Origin of the sequence: Peterkaempfera bronchialis (genome assembly GCF_003258605.2) — a bacterium.
Classification (GTDB): Bacteria; Actinomycetota; Actinomycetes; order Streptomycetales; family Streptomycetaceae; genus Peterkaempfera; species Peterkaempfera bronchialis.
Genome location: NZ_CP031264.1, coordinates 3,850,481 through 3,872,010 on the forward strand (window position 1 = coordinate 3,850,481; position 21,530 = coordinate 3,872,010).

18 protein-coding genes and 3 pseudogenes are annotated in these 21,530 nt (G+C 74.0%); 14 read left to right on the forward strand and 7 right to left on the reverse strand.

The window, feature by feature from the left end:
* Position 1 precedes the first annotated feature (1 nt).
* The gene (locus tag C7M71_RS17060) at positions 2-781 is read right to left on the reverse strand and encodes an enoyl-CoA hydratase/isomerase family protein (protein ID WP_111489513.1); all 780 of its coding nucleotides are present in this window, start codon (positions 779-781) and stop codon (positions 2-4) included.
* Positions 782-1,006: 225 nt separating this feature from the next.
* On the opposite strand from C7M71_RS17060, the gene argJ reads away from it, so the two are divergent.
* Positions 1,007-2,161, forward strand: a complete 1,155-nt coding sequence (gene argJ, locus C7M71_RS17065) for a bifunctional glutamate N-acetyltransferase/amino-acid acetyltransferase ArgJ (RefSeq protein ID WP_111489512.1) — start codon at positions 1,007-1,009, stop codon at positions 2,159-2,161.
* 101 nt (positions 2,162-2,262) lie between these two features.
* Here the strand turns inward: argJ and C7M71_RS17070 are convergent, their stop codons facing one another.
* The 3 genes from C7M71_RS17070 to C7M71_RS17080 form a co-directional block, all read right to left on the reverse strand.
* Positions 2,263-2,922 carry a pentapeptide repeat-containing protein gene (locus C7M71_RS17070; RefSeq protein WP_111489511.1) on the reverse strand — a complete coding sequence of 220 codons (660 nt, stop codon included), beginning with the start codon at positions 2,920-2,922 and terminating at the stop codon, positions 2,263-2,265.
* 10 nt (positions 2,923-2,932) lie between these two features.
* On the reverse strand, positions 2,933-3,301 hold the full coding sequence (locus C7M71_RS17075; RefSeq protein ID WP_111489510.1) for a hypothetical protein: 369 nt from the start codon (positions 3,299-3,301) through the stop codon (positions 2,933-2,935).
* Between the two features lie 136 nt (positions 3,302-3,437).
* Complete coding sequence (locus tag C7M71_RS17080) at positions 3,438-3,665, reverse strand: dodecin (protein WP_111489509.1); 228 nt, start codon at positions 3,663-3,665, stop codon at positions 3,438-3,440.
* A 163-nt stretch (positions 3,666-3,828) separates the two neighbouring features.
* Between C7M71_RS17080 and C7M71_RS17085 the strand changes: the two genes are divergently transcribed.
* Positions 3,829-4,500 (forward strand): NADPH-dependent F420 reductase, encoded by a 672-nt coding sequence (locus C7M71_RS17085; RefSeq protein ID WP_407675910.1) that lies wholly within the window; start codon positions 3,829-3,831, stop codon positions 4,498-4,500.
* Between the two features lie 27 nt (positions 4,501-4,527).
* On the opposite strand, the pseudogene C7M71_RS17090 reads toward C7M71_RS17085, so the two are convergent.
* Positions 4,528-5,246: pseudogene (locus tag C7M71_RS17090) on the reverse strand (helical backbone metal receptor).
* A gap of 342 nt (positions 5,247-5,588) precedes the next feature.
* Between C7M71_RS17090 and C7M71_RS30720 the strand changes: the two are divergent.
* The gene (locus C7M71_RS30720; protein ID WP_162824286.1) at positions 5,589-5,912 is read left to right on the forward strand and encodes a hypothetical protein; all 324 of its coding nucleotides are present in this window, start codon (positions 5,589-5,591) and stop codon (positions 5,910-5,912) included.
* A 73-nt stretch (positions 5,913-5,985) separates the two neighbouring features.
* Here C7M71_RS30720 and C7M71_RS17100 read toward each other — a convergent pair whose 3' ends face one another.
* On the reverse strand, positions 5,986-6,300 hold the full coding sequence (locus C7M71_RS17100) for a hypothetical protein (protein ID WP_111493483.1): 315 nt from the start codon (positions 6,298-6,300) through the stop codon (positions 5,986-5,988).
* 368 nt (positions 6,301-6,668) lie between these two features.
* Between C7M71_RS17100 and C7M71_RS17105 the strand changes: the two genes are divergently transcribed.
* The 7 genes and pseudogenes from C7M71_RS17105 to C7M71_RS17135 all read left to right on the forward strand — a co-directional run bounded on the left by C7M71_RS17105 (position 6,669) and on the right by C7M71_RS17135 (position 15,914).
* Positions 6,669-8,585 (forward strand): ATP-binding protein, encoded by a 1,917-nt coding sequence (locus tag C7M71_RS17105; protein WP_111493485.1) that lies wholly within the window; start codon positions 6,669-6,671, stop codon positions 8,583-8,585.
* Positions 8,582-11,008 carry a hypothetical protein gene (locus C7M71_RS17110; RefSeq protein ID WP_111493487.1) on the forward strand — a complete coding sequence of 809 codons (2,427 nt, stop codon included), beginning with the start codon at positions 8,582-8,584 and terminating at the stop codon, positions 11,006-11,008. The genes C7M71_RS17105 and C7M71_RS17110 overlap by 4 nt, the downstream gene beginning before the upstream one ends.
* 146 nt (positions 11,009-11,154) lie before the next feature.
* Positions 11,155-11,829, forward strand: coding sequence for a DedA family protein (locus tag C7M71_RS17115; RefSeq protein WP_111493489.1), 675 nt, complete (start codon positions 11,155-11,157; stop codon positions 11,827-11,829).
* Positions 11,830-11,964: 135 nt separating this feature from the next.
* Positions 11,965-13,646: pseudogene (locus tag C7M71_RS17120) on the forward strand (threonine/serine ThrE exporter family protein).
* 11 nt (positions 13,647-13,657) lie between these two features.
* On the forward strand, positions 13,658-14,644 hold the full coding sequence (locus tag C7M71_RS17125; RefSeq protein ID WP_175607700.1) for a hypothetical protein: 987 nt from the start codon (positions 13,658-13,660) through the stop codon (positions 14,642-14,644).
* A gap of 256 nt (positions 14,645-14,900) precedes the next feature.
* Positions 14,901-15,464 (forward strand): NUDIX hydrolase, encoded by a 564-nt coding sequence (locus C7M71_RS17130; RefSeq protein ID WP_322975172.1) that lies wholly within the window; start codon positions 14,901-14,903, stop codon positions 15,462-15,464.
* 63 nt (positions 15,465-15,527) lie between these two features.
* Positions 15,528-15,914, forward strand: coding sequence for a hypothetical protein (locus tag C7M71_RS17135; protein ID WP_162824287.1), 387 nt, complete (start codon positions 15,528-15,530; stop codon positions 15,912-15,914).
* 85 nt (positions 15,915-15,999) lie between these two features.
* Here the strand turns inward: C7M71_RS17135 and C7M71_RS17140 are convergent, their stop codons facing one another.
* The gene (locus C7M71_RS17140; protein WP_111495503.1) at positions 16,000-16,494 is read right to left on the reverse strand and encodes an inorganic diphosphatase; all 495 of its coding nucleotides are present in this window, start codon (positions 16,492-16,494) and stop codon (positions 16,000-16,002) included.
* A gap of 76 nt (positions 16,495-16,570) precedes the next feature.
* Between C7M71_RS17140 and dacB the strand changes: the two genes are divergently transcribed.
* The 4 genes and pseudogenes from dacB (at position 16,571) to hpt (ending at position 21,423) form a co-directional block, all read left to right on the forward strand.
* Positions 16,571-18,127: a D-alanyl-D-alanine carboxypeptidase/D-alanyl-D-alanine endopeptidase gene (gene dacB / locus C7M71_RS17145; protein ID WP_229758774.1), complete on the forward strand. Its 1,557-nt coding sequence runs from the start codon at positions 16,571-16,573 to the stop codon at positions 18,125-18,127.
* 26 nt (positions 18,128-18,153) lie between these two features.
* Positions 18,154-19,329 carry a zinc-dependent metalloprotease gene (locus C7M71_RS17150; RefSeq protein WP_229758775.1) on the forward strand — a complete coding sequence of 392 codons (1,176 nt, stop codon included), beginning with the start codon at positions 18,154-18,156 and terminating at the stop codon, positions 19,327-19,329.
* A 431-nt stretch (positions 19,330-19,760) separates the two neighbouring features.
* Positions 19,761-20,854: pseudogene (tilS, locus tag C7M71_RS17155) on the forward strand (tRNA lysidine(34) synthetase TilS).
* A gap of 14 nt (positions 20,855-20,868) precedes the next feature.
* Positions 20,869-21,423, forward strand: a complete 555-nt coding sequence (gene hpt / locus C7M71_RS17160; protein WP_111492419.1) for a hypoxanthine phosphoribosyltransferase — start codon at positions 20,869-20,871, stop codon at positions 21,421-21,423.
* Positions 21,424-21,530 lie beyond the last annotated feature (107 nt).

The window sequence follows — 21,530 nt, forward strand, 5'->3', positions numbered from 1 at the left end:
GTCAGCCCTTCCCGATGACGCGCCGCATGCGCTGCTGCGCCTCGCCGACCGAGAACGCGGTGCGGTGGGACCGCTTGCCCTCCTCGCGCACCCGCCGCAGGCCCTCCACATAGGGGCCGTTCACGCGCGGGCGCGTCGACTGCACGGCGGCCGGGGTGTAGGAGGCGATGCGGCGGGCCCGTTCGAGCGCACGGTCCAGCAGCTCCTCGGGAGCGACGACTTCCTGCAGCAACCGGTCGGCGAGCGCCCGTGGGGCCGACCACTCCTCGCAGCTGAAGAGCATGTCCTGCATGACGCTGCGCCCGGCCACGGCTTCGAGCATGTAGCCGCCGAAGTTGCAGGCGATGCCGACCTGGAACTCCGGCATCACCAGCTTGGACGCGCTGCTGCCGATGCGCAGGTCGCAGCAGAGCGCGATCTGTAGGCCGACGCCGATCGCATAGCCGTCGATGGCGGCCACCACGGGCTTGGATATCCCGGCCACGGTGGAGTAGAGGTCGGTGATGTCGTCGATCCACGCGTCCACCTCGTCGCCGCCGTGGAACTCCGACACCTCGTTGAAGTCGCCACCGGCTCCGAAGGAGCGGTTCGCGCCGCCGTACAGCACCAGGCAGGCGACGTCGCCCCTGCCGTCCAGATCCGAGACCAGCTGCGTCAGTTCACGCATACGGGCGCTGCTGAACGGATTCTGCTCGTGCGCCTGCGAGAACTCCACCAGGGCGACTCCCCCCGGCAGCACCTCGCACTTCATGCTCGCCGTCGCGGCACTGATCGCTGGCATGCAGCCCCTCCCGTGGAGATCGGATCGAGTCGAGGTGTCACGAGCCATCGGCGCCCGGTCCGGCAGCCTCAGCATGGCCAGGCGGCGGGTCGCAGGACAAGGCGGCTGGATGTCCGCGAGAGGCCATGGCAGGACCTGGACATGGACCGTCGGATCGTCGGCCCTGATCACTGGGAAGATATGCTGACCAAGGCATCTCTATTCACTCGGTAGAAAGGGTTGGCCATGGAGTTGGCAGCGCCTCGGGGGTACCGCTCGTACACCGCGAACATGGGACTGAAGGACACGGCGCATGACTTCGCGGTGGTGGTGTCCGAGGTGCCGGCCGTGTCCGCGGCAGTGTTCACCCGGTCGCGCTTCGCCGGGCCGAGCGTGGTCCTCAGCCGGGCCGACACCGCCCGGCACGGAAGTCGCGGCATGGTGGTCATCTCCCGCAACGCCAATGTGGCGACCGGCAAGGTCGGTGCGGAGCATGCGGAGGAGGTCCGCAGGCTCGCTGCCGAGAAGGCCGGGGTGCTGCCCGAGGAACTGGTGATCGGCTCGACCGGGGTGATCGGACGCCCCTACCCCATCGAGAGCATCCGGGACGGCATCGCCAGGATGCCGACGCCCCTCCCGAGTGCCGACTTCGAGGCCGCGGCGGCGGCCATCATGACCACCGACACCCGGGCCAAGTCCGTTCAGCTGCGCTGCGGTGATGCCGTCGTCGTGGGCATCGCCAAGGGCGTCGGCATGATCGAGCCCAATATGGCGACGCTGCTGACCTTCTTCTTCACCGACGCCCGGCTCGAAGCGGACCGGCTGGACGCCGTCTTCCGGCGGGTGGTCGACCGGACGTTCAATGCGCTCAGCATCGACACCGACACCTCTACCAGCGACACTGCGGCCGTGTTCGCCAACGGCCTGGCCGGGCCGGTGGACGAGGAGGAGTTCGAGCAGGTGCTGTACCAGGCCGCGCTGTCGCTGGTTCGGAACATCGCCTCCGACGGCGAGGGCGCAAGCAAGCTGCTGGAGGTGGAGGTCACCGGCGCCCGGGACGCGGCCCAGGCCAAGCGGGTGGGCAAGGTGGTGGTGAACTCGCCCCTGGTCAAGACCTCCGTGCACGGCGCCGACCCGAACTGGGGACGGGTGGCGATGGCCATCGGCAAGCTTGAGGACGAGTTCGACATCGACCCGGGTCGGGTGCGGATCCACTACGGCGAGTTGGAGATGTTCCCCGAGGAGCCGGATGACGCGATGCTGGAGCGCGCTCGGAAGTACCTGACCGGGGACGAGGTCGTCATCCGGATCGACCTCGGGATCGCGGACGGCGAGTTCACGGTGTACGGGTGCGACCTGACCGAGGGTTACGTCGAACTCAACTCCGGCTATACGACCTGACGCCTGGGAAGGGAACCGACGTGCGGGTCGCCGTCACCCGCCCCGGGCGGCCCGCCTCGTCGGTGGACGCACGGGCGGGCGCGGCACTGGGACCCGGCCGGTCAGCCGCTGTCCCGTACGGTGATGCCCAGGGTGGCGGCGAGCATGGGTGCCAGCTCAAGCAGTTGCGCGCTGCTGACCGTCGCACCGCGCAGCGCGTCGAACCCGTCCGTGATCCCCAGGGCGGCAGCCCCCCGCAGGTCCACCCGGCTCAGCCGCGCCCGGTCGAACCGCACGCCGTCCAGGGTGGAGCCGGGGAAGGAGACGCTGGTGAGCGTGGCGCCGGCGAAGTCCACATCGCGGAGTACGCAGTCGGTGAAGGACACCTCGCGCAGCACACTGCCGCGCAGATTCACCGAGTCCAGCTTGCAGTTGTGGAACGCCACCCGCCGCAGCTCCGCGTCGAAGACCTCCAGTCCGGCCAGCATGGAGGCGACGACCTCGGCGTCCAGCCAGCCGGTCTGCGCCAGGTCGGTGCCCACCCAGCGGACGGTGTGCAGCCAGACGTCGTTGAACCGCGCCCGCCGCAGCCGCCCCCCGGTGAAGGTCACCGAGGAGAACGCGCACTCGGTGAAGCGGGCGCCGCCGGCCTCCGGCTCGGTGAACTCGGCCTCCTCGAAGAGCGCGGTGTCGTAGTCGCCCTCCCGGGAGAGCGGTCCGCCGACCGGCTTGAGATACGGCGCGTACGGCAGGTCGTCACGGTCGCGGGGAGCAGCAGCCATGCCCGGGACCCTACCGACTGCCGAGGCCGGCGGCAGCCCGGACGGACCGCCGGACGGCCTCCGGGTCGGCGGCGGAGACCGCCAGCCGGGCGAACGGCGAGGAGCGGCGGTTGAGCTCCACACAGACCACCGGGTGGCGCGGCCGGACGACCGTGAAATCCTCGCCGACGGAGTGCCGCCGGGCGCCGACGCAGATCAGCGCGGGAATCCAGGTGCCCCGGCCGGCCAGCCCGCGCAGAGCGCGCCACCAGTCGCGTTCGACCGTCACGTCCCGCACCGCCGCGAGGGGCACCCGCACCTCGCTGCGGCGTGCTGCGACCCGCTCCCACCACGCCAGGTGGACGACGAGTTCGCCGCTCTCCACGACCAGCTGCGCCATCGCTCCTCCTCCAACTCCCGGAAGCGGGCCCCCGGGTGCACCGTACCGGGCGGACGGCCCGCGACCGGTGAGGCCCGCGACTGTGGGGGAGGAGCGCGCCGCGCCCTGCGGCGGCGCGGATGTGATGATACGTCAGCTAGGACGCCACGGATTCGCCGTCCTCCAGTCGGAAACCGACCTTGACGCCGACCTGGTAGTGCTCGATCCGGCCGTCCTCGATGTGCCCGCGGACCTGCACCACCTCGAACCAGTCCAGGTGGCGCAGCGTCTCGGAGGCGCGGCTGATCGCATTGCGGACGGCGGCGTCGACCCCGTCCTTGGAGGAGCCGACGATCTCGGTCACCCGGTAGGTGTGGTTGGACATGGCGGTCTCCCAGGCTCGTGGGGTGCGGCCCGTCCACCGTGCACCAGCGCGCCGGGGTCCGCGAGGCCGGTGGGCCGGTCGGGCGGTGGCGGACGGTGGCGGACGGTCTGAGGGCGGTGGCGGGCGGGCGGCGGGTTTCGGTTCCGTCCGATGGGGCACCGGGATGCCGCCAGGGTGCCGAGCGGCGAGAGGAGCGCACATGCGCATCGGGATCATCGGGGCCGGGCATATCGGTGCGACGCTGGCCCGGCAGTTCGCCCGGATCGGGCATGAGGTGGTGATCAGCAACTCCCGGGGGCCGCAGACCCTCCAGGCGCTCGTCCAGAACCTGGGCGGCGGCGTCCGGGCGGTCACCCCGGCCGAGGCGGTGGCATTCGGCGAGGTGGTCGTGGTGTCGGTGCCGTACGGCCGCTACCGGGAGCTGCCCGCCGAGGGGTTCGACGGCAAGGTCGTGATCGACACCTGCAACTACTACCCGGAGCGGGACGGGCACGACCCGGACCTCGACTCCGGCGCCACCACCTCCAGCGAGAAGATCCGCGACCAGCTGGGCGGCGCCGACGTGGTCAAGGCGTTCAACGCCATCCACTGGGAGAACATCCGCGACCGAGGCCGCCCCAAGGGCGATCCCGAGCGGCTGGCCATCCCGATCTCGGGCGGGGACGAGGACGCCAAGGCCGTGGTGGCGGGCCTGATCCGGGACATCGGCTTCGACCCGCTGGACGCCGGCTACCTCGGCCGGGGCGGCTCCAAGCACCAGCCCGGGACCAGGCTCTACGGCGCCGAGCTGAACGCCGAGGAGGCGAGCGCCCTGCTGCACACCCACGCGGGCTGACCGCGTACGAGCGCAGACCGGCCCCGGTCAGGGCCGCAGCCCGGCCCGGGCCAGCCCGTCCGCCAGCAGGCCGGGTGCCTCGGCCAGGGAGGGCCCGTACCAGGTGAGGTGGCGCCCGCTGAGCAGCGCCGCCGGTACCCCGGGGAACGCCTCGGGGCCGTCGTCGGCGGTGAAGCGGTACGGCTCGTCGGGCAGCACCACCAGGTCGGGGCGGGCGGCCAGCAGTTCGGCGAGCGGGATGCGCGGATAGCGCTCCGGGTGGTCCGCGTAGAGCTGCCGTACGCCGAGGCGGCGGAGCAGGTCGCCGGCGAAGGTGTCCCGGCCAGCACCATCCAGGGGCGCCGCCACACCGGGACCACCGCGCGGGGCCGTACGGCCGGGGTGCCGAGCGCCCGCCAGGCGGCCTCGGCCTCGTCCAGCCAGGGCGGGCGGGGGAGTCCGCAGGCGGTGGTGAGCAGCCGGTCCAGGGAGGTCAGTGCCTGGTCCAGGTCGCGGACCACGGTGACCCAGACCGGGACCCCGGCCGTGCGCAGCGCGTCCAGGTCCACGGCCCGGTTCTCCTCCTCGTTGGCGATCACCAGGTCGGGGGCGAGTGCGGCGATCCGGCCGGGGTCGGGGTTCTTGGTGCCGCCGATCCGCTCCACTGCCAGCTCCGCCGGGTGGGTGCACCAGTCGGTCGCGCCGACCAGCAGCTCCGGTGCGGTGGCGGCGACCGCCTCGGTGAGCGACGGGACCAGCGACACCACTCGGCGCACCGGCCGTGCGGGTACCGGCAGGCCCAGGTCGTCGAGATGGGCGCGCGGCGCCCGCGAAGCGTCCATCCGGCCACCGTACGCCCCGCCGCACGCCCCACTGCACGCCCTCTGGCGGGCCTGCCGTGCGCGCCCGGCCGGGCGGCGAGCCGGGCGACGAGCCGGGCGACGAGCCGGGCCGGTGCGCATTCGCCCGTTCGCGTGCCCGGCCGAGGATCGCTCCCTTCCCCTGGGGACTCTTCTGTACGCTGCACGCTCAGTACGGAATGCGGAGGAGGGCGCGGGCGACCGCGCGGACCCGGCCGTGCCGTACGACAGAAGCAAGGGAGCACGACCATGGCCGCCGTCACCGCCGAGACCTCCACCTGCCGACTCTGCCCGCCGGGCGGAGGCACGGTGGTGGCCTGGTACCCCGGTGACGCGCCCGCCGCCAAGGCGTCCGCCCGCGCCCATCGGGAGGCGCAGGAGACCGGGCTGCCGCACCATGACCACTACGACCCGGTACTGGACGCCTTTGTCGTCGTCCGCCACGAGGCCCCGGCTGGTGGCGCGACGGCTGGTGGCGCGACGGCTGGTGGCGCGACGGCTGGTGGCGCAACGGCCGGCGGCGCAACGGCCGTGCCCGAGATCCCCGGCCAGGCGGCTGCCGCCGCCGGATAGGCCACCTGGGCCAGTGCGGGCGCGGGGGCGGACCGGATCACCCGGTCCGCCCCCGCGCCCGCTGGGGCACCGCCTACCGGAGGCGGGGGTAGTGGAGGTGGGCGGCGAGGTTGCCGTTGCCCTGGACGGCGGCGACCTTGCCGGAGCGGCCGGTCGCGGCCGAGGTGTTGTTCTGATTGGAGCCTGCGGAGCCGGTGGCGGTCTGCTGCGAGCCGCTGGCGTTGCCGTGGACCCGGCCGACCAGGTTGCCCGAGCCGGTGCTGCTCACGACGCTGCCGTTGGAGGTTCGCCTGGCGTCGGTGGCATTGCTGGCCTGGGCGGTGCCGGCGCCGGCGAGGACGAGGGCGCCGAGGACGGCGAGGGCTGCGAGTGCGCGAAAGCGGGACACGCGGTCTCCCTGTGCTGGTGGCGGTGGTGCCGGCGGTGTGCCGGTGTGGCGGAGCGGGGTGGCCTCCCCGGGGATCCGCCGCTGCTGGCGTCGCTCCGCCAGCTTTCACCAGGACATCGACACGTTTCCAGCCCTATGGCGTCAATTCGCTCGATAGCGTCACAAGGAACTCCCGGACCGGCAACGAGTGAGACGATCCCGAGGTCACGCCAACAGGCCCGAAAACCCCCGAACGGCCGCGTCTCCGGGCGTTCCGAGGCCATCGCGCACCGCGCCGCGCCGCCGTCAACCCGTGGTTGACCGAGTCCCCCTGCGTCACTCCCGAATCCGCTGGTCACCTGCTTGTCGTACTGGCACACTGTGACCTCATGTCACAGGGCCTGCGTGCCACTGAGGTTGACCTCGGCGGCCTCGTCACCGTGCTTGCCTCGCACCTCTACTCCACCCCGCTGGTCGCCCTGCGCGAACTCGTGCAGAACGGCCATGACTCCCTCACCCGCCGCCGCCTGGAGGACCCCTCCGGGCAGAACGGCGGCCGGATCACCGTGCGCGGCGACCGCTCCCGGGGCACCGTCTCCGTCGAGGACGGCGGCGCCGGGCTCACCGAACCCGAGATCCACGCCTACCTCGCCACCGTGGGCACCGGCTACACCAGGCTGCTGCGCGAGGTCACCGGCAGCGACGAACTGATCGGCGCCTTCGGCCTGGGCTTTCTCTCCGCCTTCGCGGTGGCCGACGAGGTCACCGTCACCACCACCTCGCACCGCGAGCCGACGGCCGGCCACCGCTATCGCAGCGTCGGCGGCGAGCAGTACAGCGTGGAGCCGGTCCCGGCTCGCGCCCCCGGCACCCTGGTGGAGCTGCGCCTGAAGGCCGAGCACGCCCATATCGCCGACGAGGCGGTGCTGCGCGATGTGCTGACCCGCTACTGCGTGCTGCTGCCCGTTCCCGTCCACCTCGGCGACGACCCGCAGCCGCTCAACGCCGTGCCCGTCCCCTGGCGGCAGGACCCGGCCCAGGACCAGGCGCAGGACCCGGCGCGGGCTCAGGCTTCGGCCGATCCGCACGCCGCCCGGATGGAGTTCGCCGCCCGCTTCGGCCGCCGCTTCGAACCCCTCGCCGCCTTCCCCGTCACCCCGCGCGAGGGATCGGACGCCACCGGTCTGCTCTGGGTCCAGGACAGCGCCACCTACGGCACCAGCGACAACCGCGACCTGGCCGTCTATCTGCGCGGCATGCTGCTCTCCGAGGACGCCCGCGACCTGCTGCCCCGCTGGGCCGGCTTCATCGGCGGCGTCATCGAGTCCACCCGCCTCACCCCGACCGCCAGCCGTGAGGACCTCCAGCGCGACGACCACTACCGCGCCGTCCAGGAAGCCCTCGCCGACGCCGTGGTCGACGGCCTGTACGAGACCGCCCGGCTGCATCCCGGGGCCTGGCGCCGCATCCTGGCCCGGCACGGCCAGGAACTGCTGGGCGCCGCCCTCTGCGACGACCGCCTCTTCACCCTGCTCGCCGACGATGTGCCCGTCCCCACCTCGCAGGGCGACCTCACGGCAGGCGCGCTGCGCGCCGCCGGTGGTGGCACCCTGCATATCGCGCTGGGCACCTCCGGCGGGTTCGAGGAGATGCTCTACCGCGCGATGCAGGTCCCGATCGCGCGCGGCGACCGCTACGCCGTACTGCCGTTCCTGCGCCGCTACGGGCAACTGCGCGGCTGCCGGGTGGTGGAGCTGGGCAGCGAGGACGGCAACCGGGCGCTCTTCCGCGACGCCGACCGGCCGCTCGCCGCCGACGAGGCCGCCTGGTTGGCGGCTGCCCTTGCCGACGACGGCGAGCAGCTGACCCCGGCCCGCTTCGCCCCCGCCGAACTGCCGCTGGTGCTGGTCCCCGACCGGGAGGCCGAGCTGAAGCAGCGGATCGAGGACGACCAGGCCGACGCCCGCATCCCCGGCGCCGCGCTCCGCCTCGCCCGCGCCTTCACCGCCCGTACCGACGGCAGCGTCCGGGCCCGGCTCTACCTCAACCTGGACAGCCCCGCCGTCCGGCGGCTGCTCGGGGCCTACCGCGCGGCCCACCCGGGCACCGCCACCGCCGCCGGGCTGCTCCGCTCCATGAAGGTCATCATGAGCGCGGCCGGCGGGGAGAGCCGTGGCGACCTCACCGCCGCACTGGCCGGGCTCGGCGCCGCCGTCGCCGCGCTCACCGCCGACACCGGCACCACAGCGAACACCACCACAGCGAACACCGACACCAGCACCGACCGGGGGGAAGCCACCGCGTGAGCAGCACCGACATCTGGGCCTGGGTCCGCGACACCCACGGCGAACTGGCCGAGGCCGGGCACCACCGGCTCGCCCAGGCCGTGATCGACCTGCCCGGCCACGCCACCGACGGCCGCAACGCGCAGCTGGACGCCACCTACCCGGAGGCACTGGCGGCGGCCCGCGCCCTCGGCCTGCCCTGGGTGGAGCTCTATCTGCGGCACTGGCGGCTCCAGAACCTCCTCAACAAGCGCCAGCAGGGCGAGGCCGCCCTCACCGAGGCCGTCTCGCTGCTGGAGTACGCCCACCGCGAGGAGACCGCCGGCTGCCCGCAGTCCGTCTGCACCGTGCAGGACTTCGCCATCTGCCACGCCCGCATCGACGGGCCCGGCTATGTCGCCGAGCGGATCGCCGTGCTCGACGAGACCCTGGAGCGCATCGAGCCCGCCCGCGCCTGCTTCGACTGCCTCACCCGGGAGTACTCCGACGCCCTGGAGGACGACGACCGCGCCGACGAGGCCCTGGCCTACCTGGACGCCGCCGCCGCCCGGATGCGCGCCGCCGGGCAGCAGCCGTCGCTCAGCTTCGGCCTGGCGCGGGTCGGGTCGCTCCATCTGCTCGGCCGCTACGAGGACGCCCTGACCGCGACGGACGAGGCGGAGAAGGCACATCTCACCCGTGGCCTGGAGCTGGACGACGACGACCGCCGCTCCCTCGGCCTCTGCCGCGCCCGCTCGCTGGCGGCCCTCGGCCGGGCGGCGGAGGCCGTGGCGCAGCTGCCCTCCGCCGAGGACGCCGACGAGTACGCCGACCTGCGCGCCCGCTGGGCGGAGACCGCCGAGACGCTGGCCGGGCTCGGAGCGCTGCCCAACGACGCCGAGCTGGGTACCCGGCTCGCCCGCTGGGCCGGGTACCTGGACTCGGTCGGTTCCCACCGCCCCTGCCTGGACCTGCTGCTCATCGCCGGCCGACTCGCCACCGCCCGGGGCGCGCGCACCGTGGCACGGGCGCTCGCCGACAGCGCCGAGCGCAAGGTCACCGCGCTGCGCCGGACCGACGGGGTCGCCGAGCAGGTCGCCGAGGTGCGCGCCGCCGCCGACGCGCTGCCGGCGCCCGAGCTGCCCGTCCCCGCCGCCGAACTGCTGCCGTGGCTGGCCGAGCGCAGCGAGCGACTGCACGCCGAACACGCCGAGCACGCCGAGCACGCCGAGCACGCCGAACACGCCGAGGACGGTGACGCGGCCCACCCCCACCAGGACCTGGAGGCCGACACCGACCTGGTCGCCGAGGCCGCCGAGCAGTGCCCCGACTCCACCGACCTGGTGCTCTCGCTGGCGAGCCTGCTGGGCGCGCTGGGGCTGGCCCGCGCCGCCGCCGACCTGATGTGGCGCCGTCTGGAGAGCGACCCGGCCGACGCCTACCTGCCCAACGTCCTGGCCTCCGCCCTGATCGAGGCGCGCGACGGCGACGGCGTACGGCGGCTCGCCGACCGGCTGGCCGTGGACCGGCCCGGCGACGCGCACTGGACCCGGGCCCGCTGGGCCGAGGCGGAGGGTCGCTGGGCCGAGGTGGCGGAGGAGTGCGCGGCGATCATCGCGCTCCACCCGGACCGCATCAACACCCGGCGGCTCTGGGCGAAGGCCGCCGCTGAGCTGGGCGACCACGCCGGGGTGCAGCGGCTCTTCGAGGAGATCCTGGTCCACGCCCTGCCGGACGGGGAGGCCGCCGGGCCGGAGGAGGCGCACCGGACCGTCCAGCCGCCCGACCTGTGGGGCCTGATCGTCGCCGCCACCGCCAACCGGGACTGGGCCGCCGTGCGGGGAGCCGCCGCGCGGCTCGGCATGGAGTTCGAGGCCGAGGAGGGGCCGATCGACGAGGAGTGGCAGGTGATCAGCGTCCGGGTCACCGCGGCGAACGGCTCGCACCTCGACCTCCCGGCGATCCGCACCGGGCCCGCCACCGCCCGCATCCTGCCGGTCACCGGCGACGACGTGCCGGTCAACCACGGTGACACCGTGGTCTTCGAGCCCAGCCTGCTGGAGCCCCAGCCGCAGTCGGAGGAGGAGCTGGAGCACTGGAGCCCGCTCTTCGGCATGGTCACCCTGCTCGACCCCGCCGGGTTCACCACCTACTGGATCGACGGTGCCTCGCCGGGCCAGGAGGCATGGGCCGCACTGCGGGACGAGCTGCGGGCGCAGGGGTACGGCATCTGGGCCTACAGCGGCGACCTGTACCGGGTCACCGACCCCGGCGGCGGGGAGTCGCTGCCGGGTCTGTACGCGGCCGTGGGCATCCCGCCGCTGGCCTCGGCGGCCGACGCCGACGCGCTGCTCACCCGGCTCACCGCCGCCTGGGAGCACCCGCTGGCCTGGCCGGACCTCGCCGAGGCGGCGGGCACCGACACCGCCCCGCACCGCGACACCGTGGAGCGGTACGGGCTCTGACAGCACGGGCTCTGGCAGCACGGGCTCTGGCAGCACGGGCTCTGGCGGGGGTCCACGGGCGGACGCGACTTGGTCATTGCTTTACTCTTGCATGACCAAACCTTGGCGTCCGCCCGGGACGCCCCCGTACCAGGAGCGGCCGCCCCGTGACGACCCTCGCCCTCGGCCCGCAGTGGCTCGACCCCGAGCACCTGATCTCCACCTTCGGCCTGATCGGCATCCTGGCGGTGGTCTTCGCCGAGTCCGGCCTGCTCATCGGCTTCTTCCTGCCGGGTGACTCGCTGCTCTTCACCGCCGGCCTGCTGGTCGCCCACGGCCAGTACCTCGACCAGCCGCTCTGGCTGGTCTGCACCCTGATCACCGCCGCCGCCGTGGCCGGTGACCAGGTCGGGTACCTCTTCGGCCGCAAGGTCGGCCCGGCCCTCTTCCGCCGCCCCGACTCCCGGCTCTTCAAGCAGGAGAACGTGGAGAAGGCGCATGGCTTCTTCGAGCGGCACGGCGGCCGGTCGATCGTGCTGGCCCGCTTCGTCCCGGTGATCCGCACCTTCACCCCGGTCGTCGCCGGGGTCAGCCGCATGAGCTACCGCACCTTCACCGTGTACAACATCGTCGGCGGGGTGCTCTGGGGCAGCGGGGTGACCCTGCTCGGCCATGTCCTCGGCCGGATCGCCTTCGTCCGGGACCACATCGAGCTGATCCTGGTCGGCATTGTGCTGCTCTCCGTGGTACCGGTCGCCGTGGAACTGCTGCGGGCCCGCCGCGCCGCCCGGGCCGAGCCTGCCGGAAATACCGATCAGGGGCATGTGCATTCCCGCCGGTGATCAGGCAAAGTGGGGGAAAGGATCACACCCGGTGAGCGCGCGGTCGGCCGGACCCGCCCAACGGGGCGGCAAGGAGCGGGCAGGTGCCGGAGGCGGCGGACCGGACGGGCCGGGGGAGGACCCGACCGACGGGCAGTGAACAGGAGGCGGTCGGCGAACAGCGGCTCGTCGGCGACGACGCGCTCGCCGAGGAGTTCGCCGAGGAGTTCGCCGGGGAGCAGAGCGAGAGGGACGCGCAGCGCCGCACCGAACGGCCGCGCGCCCCCAAGGCGCCCCCCACCGCCGGACTGCTCGGCATCGACGAACCCACCCTCTCCTCCGGCGACGACTGGCGCACCGTCGGCTACACCCCGCCATCCGGCATATCCGTGCAGTCGCTCCAGGTCGGCGCCCCCGGCGCCGCACCCTGGCCGGACCGGATGCGCACCCTGCTGCGCACCCCCATGTCCGAGCGGCCCGCCTTCGAGCGCACCGAGCGCGAGGGTCGCCCCGAGACCGGCAGCCGCAACGTCCCCCGCATCCTCGACCTCGCGCTCCGCATCGGCGAACTGCTGCTCGCCAGCGGTGAGAGCGCCGAGGACGTCGAGGCCGCCATGCTCGGCGTCACCCACGCCTACGGCCTGGACCGGTGCGAGCCCCAGGTCACCTTCATCATGATCTCCATCTCCTACCAGCCCTCGCTGGTGGACGCCCCCGTCACCGCCGACCGCACCGTACGCCGCCGCGCCTCCGACTACACCCGGCTGGCCGCCGTCTACCGCCTGGTCGCCGACATCACCGCCGAGCGGGCCGGTGTCAATGACGCCTACCGCCGACTCGCCGAGATCCGCCGCAACCGCCACCCCTACCCCGGCTGGCTGCTCTCGCTCTGCGCCGGCCTCCTGGCCGGTGCGGCCTGCTTCCTGGTCGGCGGGCAGCTGGACGCCAAGGCATGGCTGGTCTTCGCCACCGCCTTCATCGCCGCCGTCCTCGGCGACCGGCTCGCCTGGCTGGTCGCCGGGCGCGGGCTGCCGGAGTTCTACCAGTTCGTCCTGGCCGCCATGCCCGCCGCCGGTACCGGCGTCATCCTCGCCCTGGCCGGACCGGGCGTCGGCCTGCGCGGCTCGGTGGTGATCACCGGTGGGCTCTTTGCGCTGCTCCCCGGCCGAGCCCTGGTCTCCGCCGTACAGGACGGCCTCACCGGCTTCTACATCACCGCCGCCGCCCGGCTGCTGGAAGTCCTCTACCTGGTCGCCGGCATCATCGTCGGCGTCCTGCTGGTGCTCTATGTCGGCGTCCGCTTCGGCGCCCAGCTGCGGCCCGAGCAGAGCCTGCTCCAGCACAGCTATCCGGCGCTCCAACTCGCCGCCGCGATGCTGCTCACCCTCGCCTTCGCGGTGATGCTCCAGAGCCACCGCCGCACCCTGCTGCTGGTCACCCTCAACGGCGGCATCGGCTGGGCCGTGTACGGCGCCCTCACCGTCGACATCGGCGTCTCCCCGGTGATCGCCACCGGGATCGCCGCCGGCATCGTCGGCCTCTTCGGCCAGCTCGCCTCCCGCTACCGGTACGCCTCCGCGCTGCCCTATGTCACCGCCGCGCTCGGCCCGCTGCTGCCCGGCTCCGCCATCTACCTCGGCATGCTCTCGGTGGCCCAGGGCCACGCCGACGGGGGACTGGTCGCGGTCAGCCGCGCCGCCGCGCTCGCGCTGGCCCTCGCCGTCGGCGTGAACCTCGGCGGCGAGGTCGCCCGGCTCTTCATGCGGCTGCCGGTCGGCGTCGGCGCCGGCACCGCCGCAGGCCAGCGGCCGGCCGCCAAGCGGACCCGGGGATTCTGAGGCGGCCGGGGGTGGTGTGGGAGGGCCTGGTGCACGCCTACCGGCACCACATCCTGGAACAGGGCAAGCAGCCGCTGTTCCTGCTGCTGGTGGGGTTCATCGGGTCCTTCCTCTGCATCCGCTTCAGCGTCCGCATGATCCGGCGCGGGGTGCGCTGGTGGCCCGGCAACATCACCCCCGGCGGCCTGCACATCCACCACGCCGTCTTCGGGCTGGGCTTCCTGCTGGCCGGTGGCTTCGGGGCGTTCGCCAGCGGCGGTGCGAGGCTGGGACTCTTCGGGCTGCTCTTCGGCATCGGGTGCGGGCTGGTGCTCGACGAGTTCGCGCTGATCCTGCACCTGGAGGACGTCTACTGGAGCGAGCAGGGCCGCAAGTCGGTGGACGCCGTCATCATCGGCATCCTGGTCACCGGGCTGCTGCTCACCGGGTACCTCCCGCTGGGCGTCGTCCCCGGTGAGTCCACCCGCTGGGGCGTGCTCGCGGTGCTCTCCGTCAATGCGCTGTTCTCCCTGGTCACGCTCTTTAAGGGCAAGGTCTGGACCGGGCTGCTGGGCATCATGGTCCCCGGCCTCTCCTGGGTGGGCGCCGCCCGGCTGGCCCGCCCGTACAGCCCCTGGGCGCGGTGGCGCTACCGGCGGCGGCCCCGCCGGATGGCCAGGGCCGTACGGCGTGAGCAGCGGCTGCACCGCAGGGCCGACCGGGCCCGTACCTGGCTCTTCGACCTGATCGCCGGCGCCCCGGACAAGGTGGCGCCGCACCACACCGCCACCCGGCGGGTCGCCGAGCGGATGGCCGCCCGGATGACCGCCCACCTCGACGCCCATGAGGCCGGCCGCCTGGCCCGGGTCGCCGCCCGCCGCTCCGACCGCACCCCAGGCCACCGGCCCCCGCACCCCGTGACCGCCGCCCGCCGCGACCTCTCCGCCGCCCGCCGCCGCACCATCACCGCCGGCCGCCCCCGCCCCTGCCTCCACCGCCACCGCCCTGGCACCCGCTGACCCCGGTCCGCCCGCGCCGATCCCACCCGCCGCCGCCCCCCACGCGCCGTCGGCTACCTCAGCCACCGCCCCGGCACCCGCTGACCCCACCTTCTCCTTGCCGCTGCCCCCGCATTGGCACCCGCCGACCCCGCCCGCCGCAGGCCAGCCGCCGCCCGGCGCGGGCCTCGGCGGAGACCGCTACGCTGCCGCTCCCGGGAGATGCCGCACGGCCGGGGCCCGTACCACCGACCCGGTCCGATGACTTCGACGGGTGATGCCCGTGCCCATCACGCCCGCGCACATCCGCGCCACCATCGACGCCTACGCCGGTCTCCACCCGAAGGAGAAGCCCGGCCTGGAGTTCGCCCTGAGGCTTCTGGACGAGGGGGCCGACCTGACCGACCGCACCGAGTACCGAGGCCACGCCACCGCCACCGCCGTGCTGATCGGCCCCACCGGGAAGGTGCTGTTCATCCACCACCGGGCACTGTCCCGCTGGCTGATGCCCGGCGGACACGTCGAACCCCAGGACGGCACCCTGCTCACCGCCGCCCTGCGGGAACTCGCCGAGGAGACCGGCATCCGCCCCGAGAGCGTCGTACCGCTCGGCAGCAGCCCGCTTCAGATCGAGGTGCACGCCATCCCCGCCGATGAGGCCAAGGGCGAGCGCGGCCACCGGCACATCGACTTCCGCTATCTGTTCCGCACCGCCGCCGAGGTCGCCGCACTCCAGGCCGAGGAGGTCACCGGCGCCGCCTGGCGCCATGTCCGGGCCCTCGGCCACCGGCGCCTGCGCCGCCGGATGGCCGAAGGCGTGCGGCGTGCGGGCAGCGGGTGAACGGTTCCGGCTGCGGGTGCGTAGAGGAGGGTGTCAGGACCGCCCGCCCTCAGGGAGGAACCCATGCACACCGCTCAGGCACCACGTGAGTCCACCGACCAGCGCCCCCGGCCCGGGGAGGCGAGGCGGGCGGCGAGCCGGGTGATCGGGGCATGGGCGGCGGACTGCTGCCCCGGGGCCAGCGACGAGGAGCTGGAGCGGCTGGCCCGGGAGGTGGTGCGGGCGGTGCGGCGGGCCGTGACGCCCCGGGTGGTGCCGCCGGGGCACCCCGGACTGACCTCCAAGCCCGGAGCGGACGCCGAGGCGGCCCGGCGGATCGCCGCCCGGCTGGAGGCGGAGCTGCGGCCGACGCCGCCTCCGCCGTACCAGTCGGCCGCCCGTGCCGCCGCCCCCGCCCCCGCCGCAGCCCCGCTGCGCAGACCACTGCTCCAGCCGCGCCCGTACCGCTGAGCCCGTACCGCTGAACGGCAGGACACAGCGAGGGCCGGGACCGGGAGGGTTCCTCCCCGGGTCTCGGCCCTCTTCGCGTCGGGGCTCAGTGGGAGTGCCCAGACTCCTTCAGACGCTTGACCGAGTTCTCGATCTCGGCCTCGGCCTCGGAGCGGCCGACCCAGTGGGCGCCCTCGACGGACTTGCCCGGCTCCAGGTCCTTGTAGACCTCGAAGAAGTGCTGGATCTCCAGCCGGTCGAACTCCGACACGTGGTGGATGTCCCGCAGGTGCTCCCAGCGCGGGTCGGACGCCGGGACGCAGAGCAGCTTGTCGTCGCCGCCGGCCTCGTCGGTCATGTGGAACATGCCGATGGCGCGGCACTTGATCAGGCAGCCCGGGAAGGTCGGCTCCTCCAGGATGACCAGTGCGTCGAGCGGGTCACCGTCCTCGCCGAGGGTGCCCTCGACGAAGCCGTAGTCGGCCGGGTAGCGGGTCGAGGTGAAGAGCATCCGGTCGAGGCGGAGACGGCCTGTCTCATGGTCCACCTCGTACTTGTTCCGCGAGCCCTTCGGGATCTCGATGGTGACGTCGAACTCCAACGGGTCCTCCAAGATTCGGCACTGTCAGAATCAAGTGTCTCCTACGGTACGGAGTGCTCGGGAAAGGGGCCGGTGGGTGGACAGGGCGGGGCAGTGGACCGATCGGGTGTTCGGGGCGGGGCGGTCGGCGGGGAGGACGGCGCTGCGCTGGGCCGGGGTCGGCGTCGACCGGCTGGTGGCCACGTCACCCGCCCGTACCGCGCTGGTGGCCGGCGCCGTGGGGCTGGCCCTGGCGGCGGGCTCCGTCGCGCTGGCCGGGCCGTGGGAGGGCGGCCAGCGGGCCGCCGAGCGACGCGCCGCCGCCGGGTCCCGGCCGAGCTCGGCGCCGCAGCCCAGCCCGACCCCGCAGCGCCGCCCGGCGGCGGCGGTCCTCAAGGCCGCCGGTGCCACCGGTCCTGCCGGTGCCGCCGGTTCCGCCGGGGCCGTGGCGCCGGTGCCCACCCGTACGGGGCTGCACGCCGCCCTCGCCGAGGCCATGGCCGACCCCGTGCTGGGCTCCGTCACCGCGTCGATCGCCGACGCGGCCACCGGCCGGCTGCTCTACGGCTCGGGTGAGACGGTGCCCGCCACCCCCGCCTCCACCACCAAGATCGGCACCTCCATAGCCGCCCTCACCCTGCTCGGCGGAGACCACCGCATCACCACCCGGGCGGTTAGGGGCGAGGACGCCGACGAGGTCGTCCTGGTCGGCGGCGGCGACCCCACCCTCACCGTGCTGCCGCGCGCCAAGGGGTCCGACCCGGACACCGCCCCCGCCTCGCTGCGCGATCTGGCCGACCGCACCGCCGCCGCCCTCAAGGCCGCCGGGACCACCTCCATACGCCTCGGCTACGACACCTCCGCCTACGACGGCCCCGTCCGCCACCCGTACCACGACGGCGAGAACATCGCCCCGGTCAGCGCCCTGATGGCCGACGAGGGCCGGATCGACCCGCGCGGCACCAGCGTCGCCGTCCGCTACGAAGACCCCGCCGACCAGGCCGCCGAGGCATTCGCCCAGCTGCTGCGCGGCCGGGGCCTCACCGTCACCGCCGTCCGCCCCCGGACCGCCCCCGCCCAGGCCGCCGAGCTGGCCCGGGTGCAGTCGCCCACCCTGGCCCGGCTGGTCGAGCGACTGCTCACCGACTCCGACAACGACCTCGCCGAGGCCGTCGCCCGCCAGGTCGCCGTCGCCGCCGCCACCCCGGTCAGCTTCGAGGGCGCCGCAGCCGCCGTACGGGAGACCCTGGCCCGCGCCGGGGTGCCGCTCGGCGCCACCGTGCTGCACGACGGCAGCGGCCTGAGCCGCGACAACGCCATCCCGCCCGCCGTCCTCACCGAACTGCTCGCCCTCGCCGCCTCCGCCGACCACCCCGAGCTGCGCCCGGTCCTCAGCGGCCTGCCCATCGCCGGATTCACCGGCACCCTCCAGGACCGCTACGCCAGCGGCACCGGGGCGGACGCCGCCGCCGGACTGGTCCGCGCCAAGACCGGCACCCTGAACGGCGTCAACACCCTCGCCGGGCTCGTCGTGGACCGCGACGGGCGGCTGCTCGCCTTCGCGCTGATGGCCCGGGGCGGCGCCGACGCCCTCACGGTGCGCGCCGCCCTCGACCGGATCGCCGTGCGCGTCGCCGCATGCGGCTGCCGGTAGCGGTCGTCAGCACGTACGGTGAAAGCATGACGAGCGCGCGTACTGACATGGTCGACTGGAACCTCGCAGTCGCGACGGCGACCCGGCTGGTGCGGCCCGGTCCGGAGATCACCCGGGAGGGGGCCCGCGAGGTCGTGGCGGAGCTGCGCCGCCATGCGCGGGACGCCGAGGCCCACGTCCGGGCGTTCACCGGGCTCTCCTCGCCCGGCGCCGGAACGCCGGTGCTGATCGTGGACCGGCCCGGCTGGGTCAAGGCCAATGTGGCCGGCTTCCGGACCGTGATCCAGCCGCTGGTGAGCAAGCTCCAGGCACGGCGCGAGGGCGTCCCCGGCGCTGCGGTGCTGGGCGCCGTCGGCGAGAAGGTCACCGGGGTGGAGGTGGGCGCCCTGCTGGCGTTCCTCTCCTCCAAGGTGCTGGGCCAGTACGAGACCTTCGCCCCCGCCGAGGCCCCCGACAGCCCGGCGGCGCTCTTCGACGGACCCGGGCAGCGGCCCGCCGCCGCCACTGCGGGCCGGCTGCTGCTGGTCGCCCCCAACATCGTGCACGTGGAGCGGGAGCTCGACGTCGACCCGCATGACTTCCGGCTCTGGGTCTGCCTGCACGAGGAGACCCACCGCACCCAGTTCGCGGCCGTGCCCTGGCTGCGCGACCACGTCGAGTCGGAGATCCAGGCGTTCCTCGCCGAGACCGATGTCGACCCCGCCACCCTGCTGGAGCGGTTCGCCGAGGCCGCCCGCGGCCTGGCCGGCGGCCTGCCCATCCCGGGCCTCGGCGGTGACCACGGCGACCATGCGCAGCACGGTGCCCCCGGCGGTCCCACCGGCATCCTGGACGTGGTCCAGACCCCGGCCCAGCGGGAGATCCTGGCCCGGCTGACCGCCGTGATGTCGCTGCTGGAGGGCCACGCGGACTTTGTGATGGACGGGGTGGGACCGGAGGTCGTCCCCTCGGTGGCCGAGATCCGGGAGAAGTTCCAGCAGCGCCGGGCCAAGGGCGCCGGCCGCCTCGACCTGCTGCTGCGCCGCCTGCTGGGCCTGGACGCCAAGCTGAGGCAGTACCAGGACGGCGCCGCCTTCGTCCGGGAGGTCGTCGAGCGGGTCGGCATGGAGGGCTTCAACCGGGTCTGGACCTCCCCCAACACCCTGCCCACCCGGGACGAGATCCACGACCCCGCCGCCTGGGTCTCCCGGGTGCACAAGTGACGGCGGTGCAGACATGACGGCGCCACACACATGACGGCGGTGCCCATACGACGGCGGTACGGATGTGACGGCGGGTGCGGAAGTGGCGCCGCCGCACCTCCGTGACGGCTGTGCACGGATGACGGTTGCGCAGACCTGACGCGATAGGACCGCGCGAGTCCACCCGGGTGAACGGATCTGCCCGGTGGACCGTTTCTCCATTCACCCGTCCGTGGGACCGTTGTCGTACCGGTGGCGCGGGCACCCCGGCAGACGCTGCACTTCTGCGACGATCTGTGCCAGGCGGGGCATACCCGGCACAATCCCATCGACACGCCGGAAGCGAAGCCTGGCCCGCCGCAGCCACCCGTGGAAGGACACGCCCCCACCCCGGCCCGCGACCGGGACGCGGCGGAGGGCGCGGCCGACCCGTCCCGAAGGAGGAGCCCGCCGTGGGTCCGCATCCCGCCGTCGCAGCGATACGCCTGGCCGTCCGCCGCACCCTCGCCGACCTCGCCGCCCACGCGGCGCCCGGCGGCACCTTCGCCGCCCCGCCCCCACCCCGCCCCGCCAGGTCTCCGCCGATCCCACCCGGCTGCCCCGCGCCCAGGCCCCGGCCGACGCCCCCCTGGTGCTCGTCGCGTGCAGCGGCGGCGCCGACTCCATGGCCCTGGCCGTCGCCACCGCCTTCGAAGCCCCCAAGCTCGGCCTGCGGGCCGGCGCCGTCACCGTCGACCACGGCCTCCAGCCCGGCTCCACCACCCGCGCCCAGGAGGTCGCCGACCGGCTGCGCGGCCTCGGTCTGGACCCCGTCGAGGCCGCCGCCGTCGCCGTCGGCCGCCTCGGCGGCCCGGAGAACGCCGCCCGCACCGCCCGCTACGCCGCCCTGGACGAGGCCGCCGCCCGCCATGACGCCATCGCCGTGCTGCTCGGCCACACCCGCGACGACCAGGCCGAGACGGTGCTGCTCGGCCTCGCCCGCGGCTCCGGGGCCCGCTCCCTCGCCGGGATGCCCGCCGCCGCCGGCCGCTACCGCCGCCCGCTGCTGGAGGTCGACCGGGCCGCCACCCGCCAGGCATGCGCCGCGCAGGGCGTCACCGTCTGGGACGACCCGCACAACACCGACCCCGCCTTCACCCGCTCCCGGGTCCGCCACGAGGTGCTGCCGGTGCTGGAGAAGCACCTCGGCGGCGGCGTCGTGGAGGCGCTGGCCCGTACCGCCCGGCTCTTCCGCGACGACGCCGACGCCCTGGACGCCTGGGCCGACCGGGTCGAGCGGGAGGTGCGCGACCCGGACGACCCGGAGGGCGCTCTGGACACCGGCAGGCTCGCCGCGCTGCCGCCCGCCGTGCGCCGCCGGGTGCTGCGCCGCGCCGCCGTCCTGGCCGGAAGTCCGCCCGGTGATCTCTTCGCCCGGCATGTGGAGGCGATCGAGCAGCTGGTCACCGGCTGGCGCGGTCAGGGACCGCTCCACCTGCCCGGGGGCGTCGAGGCCCGTCGCCGGTGTGGCAGGCTGTTCTTCCGGACCCAGACCCCGAACGCTTGAGGAAGTACCGCGCGGTGGACGACAAGGACATGGGCACCGATCTCGCCAAGGTGCTGATCACCAAGGAAGAGATCGACGCCAAGCTCGCCGAGCTTGCCGGCCGGATCGACCAGGACTACGCGGGCCGGGACCTGCTGATCGTGGGCGTCCTCAAGGGCGCCGTGATGGTGATGGCGGATCTCGCCCGGGCCCTGCACACCCCGGTGACCATGGACTGGATGGCGGTCTCGTCGTACGGCATGGGGACCCGGTCCTCCGGCGTGGTGCGCATCCTCAAGGACCTCGACACCGACATCGCGGGCCGCGATGTGCTGATCGTCGAGGACATCATCGACTCCGGTCTCACCCTCTCCTGGCTGATCGGCAACCTCGGCTCCCGGGGGCCGGCCTCGCTGGAGGTCTGCACCCTGCTGCGCAAGCCCGACGCCGCCAAGGTCGAGATCGACGTCAAGTACGTCGGTTTCGACATCCCCAACGAGTTCGTGGTCGGCTATGGCCTGGACTACGCGGAGAAGTACCGCAATCTTCCGTTCGTCGGTACCCTCGCACCCCACGTCTACGGCGGCTGAGACCGCTCGCGGCAGAGCGGGGGGCGGCGCGGGAACAGAGCGCCGCTTCCCGCCGTTCAACTTCCAGCGGTCCGCATTCGTCACTGAAGAGGGTGGCTGCGGTACCG

What these genes read in the sequence shown, in the direction of transcription:
- C7M71_RS17060 (WP_111489513.1), bottom strand. Translation starts at nt 781, where the DNA reads ATGCCAGCGATCAGTGCCGCGACGGCGAGCATGAAGTGCGAGGTGCTG.
- argJ (WP_111489512.1), top strand. Translation starts at nt 1,007, where the DNA reads ATGGAGTTGGCAGCGCCTCGGGGGTACCGCTCGTACACCGCGAACATG.
- C7M71_RS17070 (WP_111489511.1), bottom strand. Translation starts at nt 2,922, where the DNA reads ATGGCTGCTGCTCCCCGCGACCGTGACGACCTGCCGTACGCGCCGTAT.
- C7M71_RS17075 (WP_111489510.1), bottom strand. Translation starts at nt 3,301, where the DNA reads ATGGCGCAGCTGGTCGTGGAGAGCGGCGAACTCGTCGTCCACCTGGCG.
- C7M71_RS17080 (WP_111489509.1), bottom strand. Translation starts at nt 3,665, where the DNA reads ATGTCCAACCACACCTACCGGGTGACCGAGATCGTCGGCTCCTCCAAG.
- C7M71_RS17085 (WP_407675910.1), top strand. Translation starts at nt 3,829, where the DNA reads ATGCCGCCAGGGTGCCGAGCGGCGAGAGGAGCGCACATGCGCATCGGG.
- C7M71_RS30720 (WP_162824286.1), top strand. Translation starts at nt 5,589, where the DNA reads ATGGCCGCCGTCACCGCCGAGACCTCCACCTGCCGACTCTGCCCGCCG.
- C7M71_RS17105 (WP_111493485.1), top strand. Translation starts at nt 6,669, where the DNA reads ATGTCACAGGGCCTGCGTGCCACTGAGGTTGACCTCGGCGGCCTCGTC.
- C7M71_RS17130 (WP_322975172.1), top strand. Translation starts at nt 14,901, where the DNA reads ATGCCCGTGCCCATCACGCCCGCGCACATCCGCGCCACCATCGACGCC.
- C7M71_RS17135 (WP_162824287.1), top strand. Translation starts at nt 15,528, where the DNA reads ATGCACACCGCTCAGGCACCACGTGAGTCCACCGACCAGCGCCCCCGG.
- C7M71_RS17150 (WP_229758775.1), top strand. Translation starts at nt 18,154, where the DNA reads ATGACGAGCGCGCGTACTGACATGGTCGACTGGAACCTCGCAGTCGCG.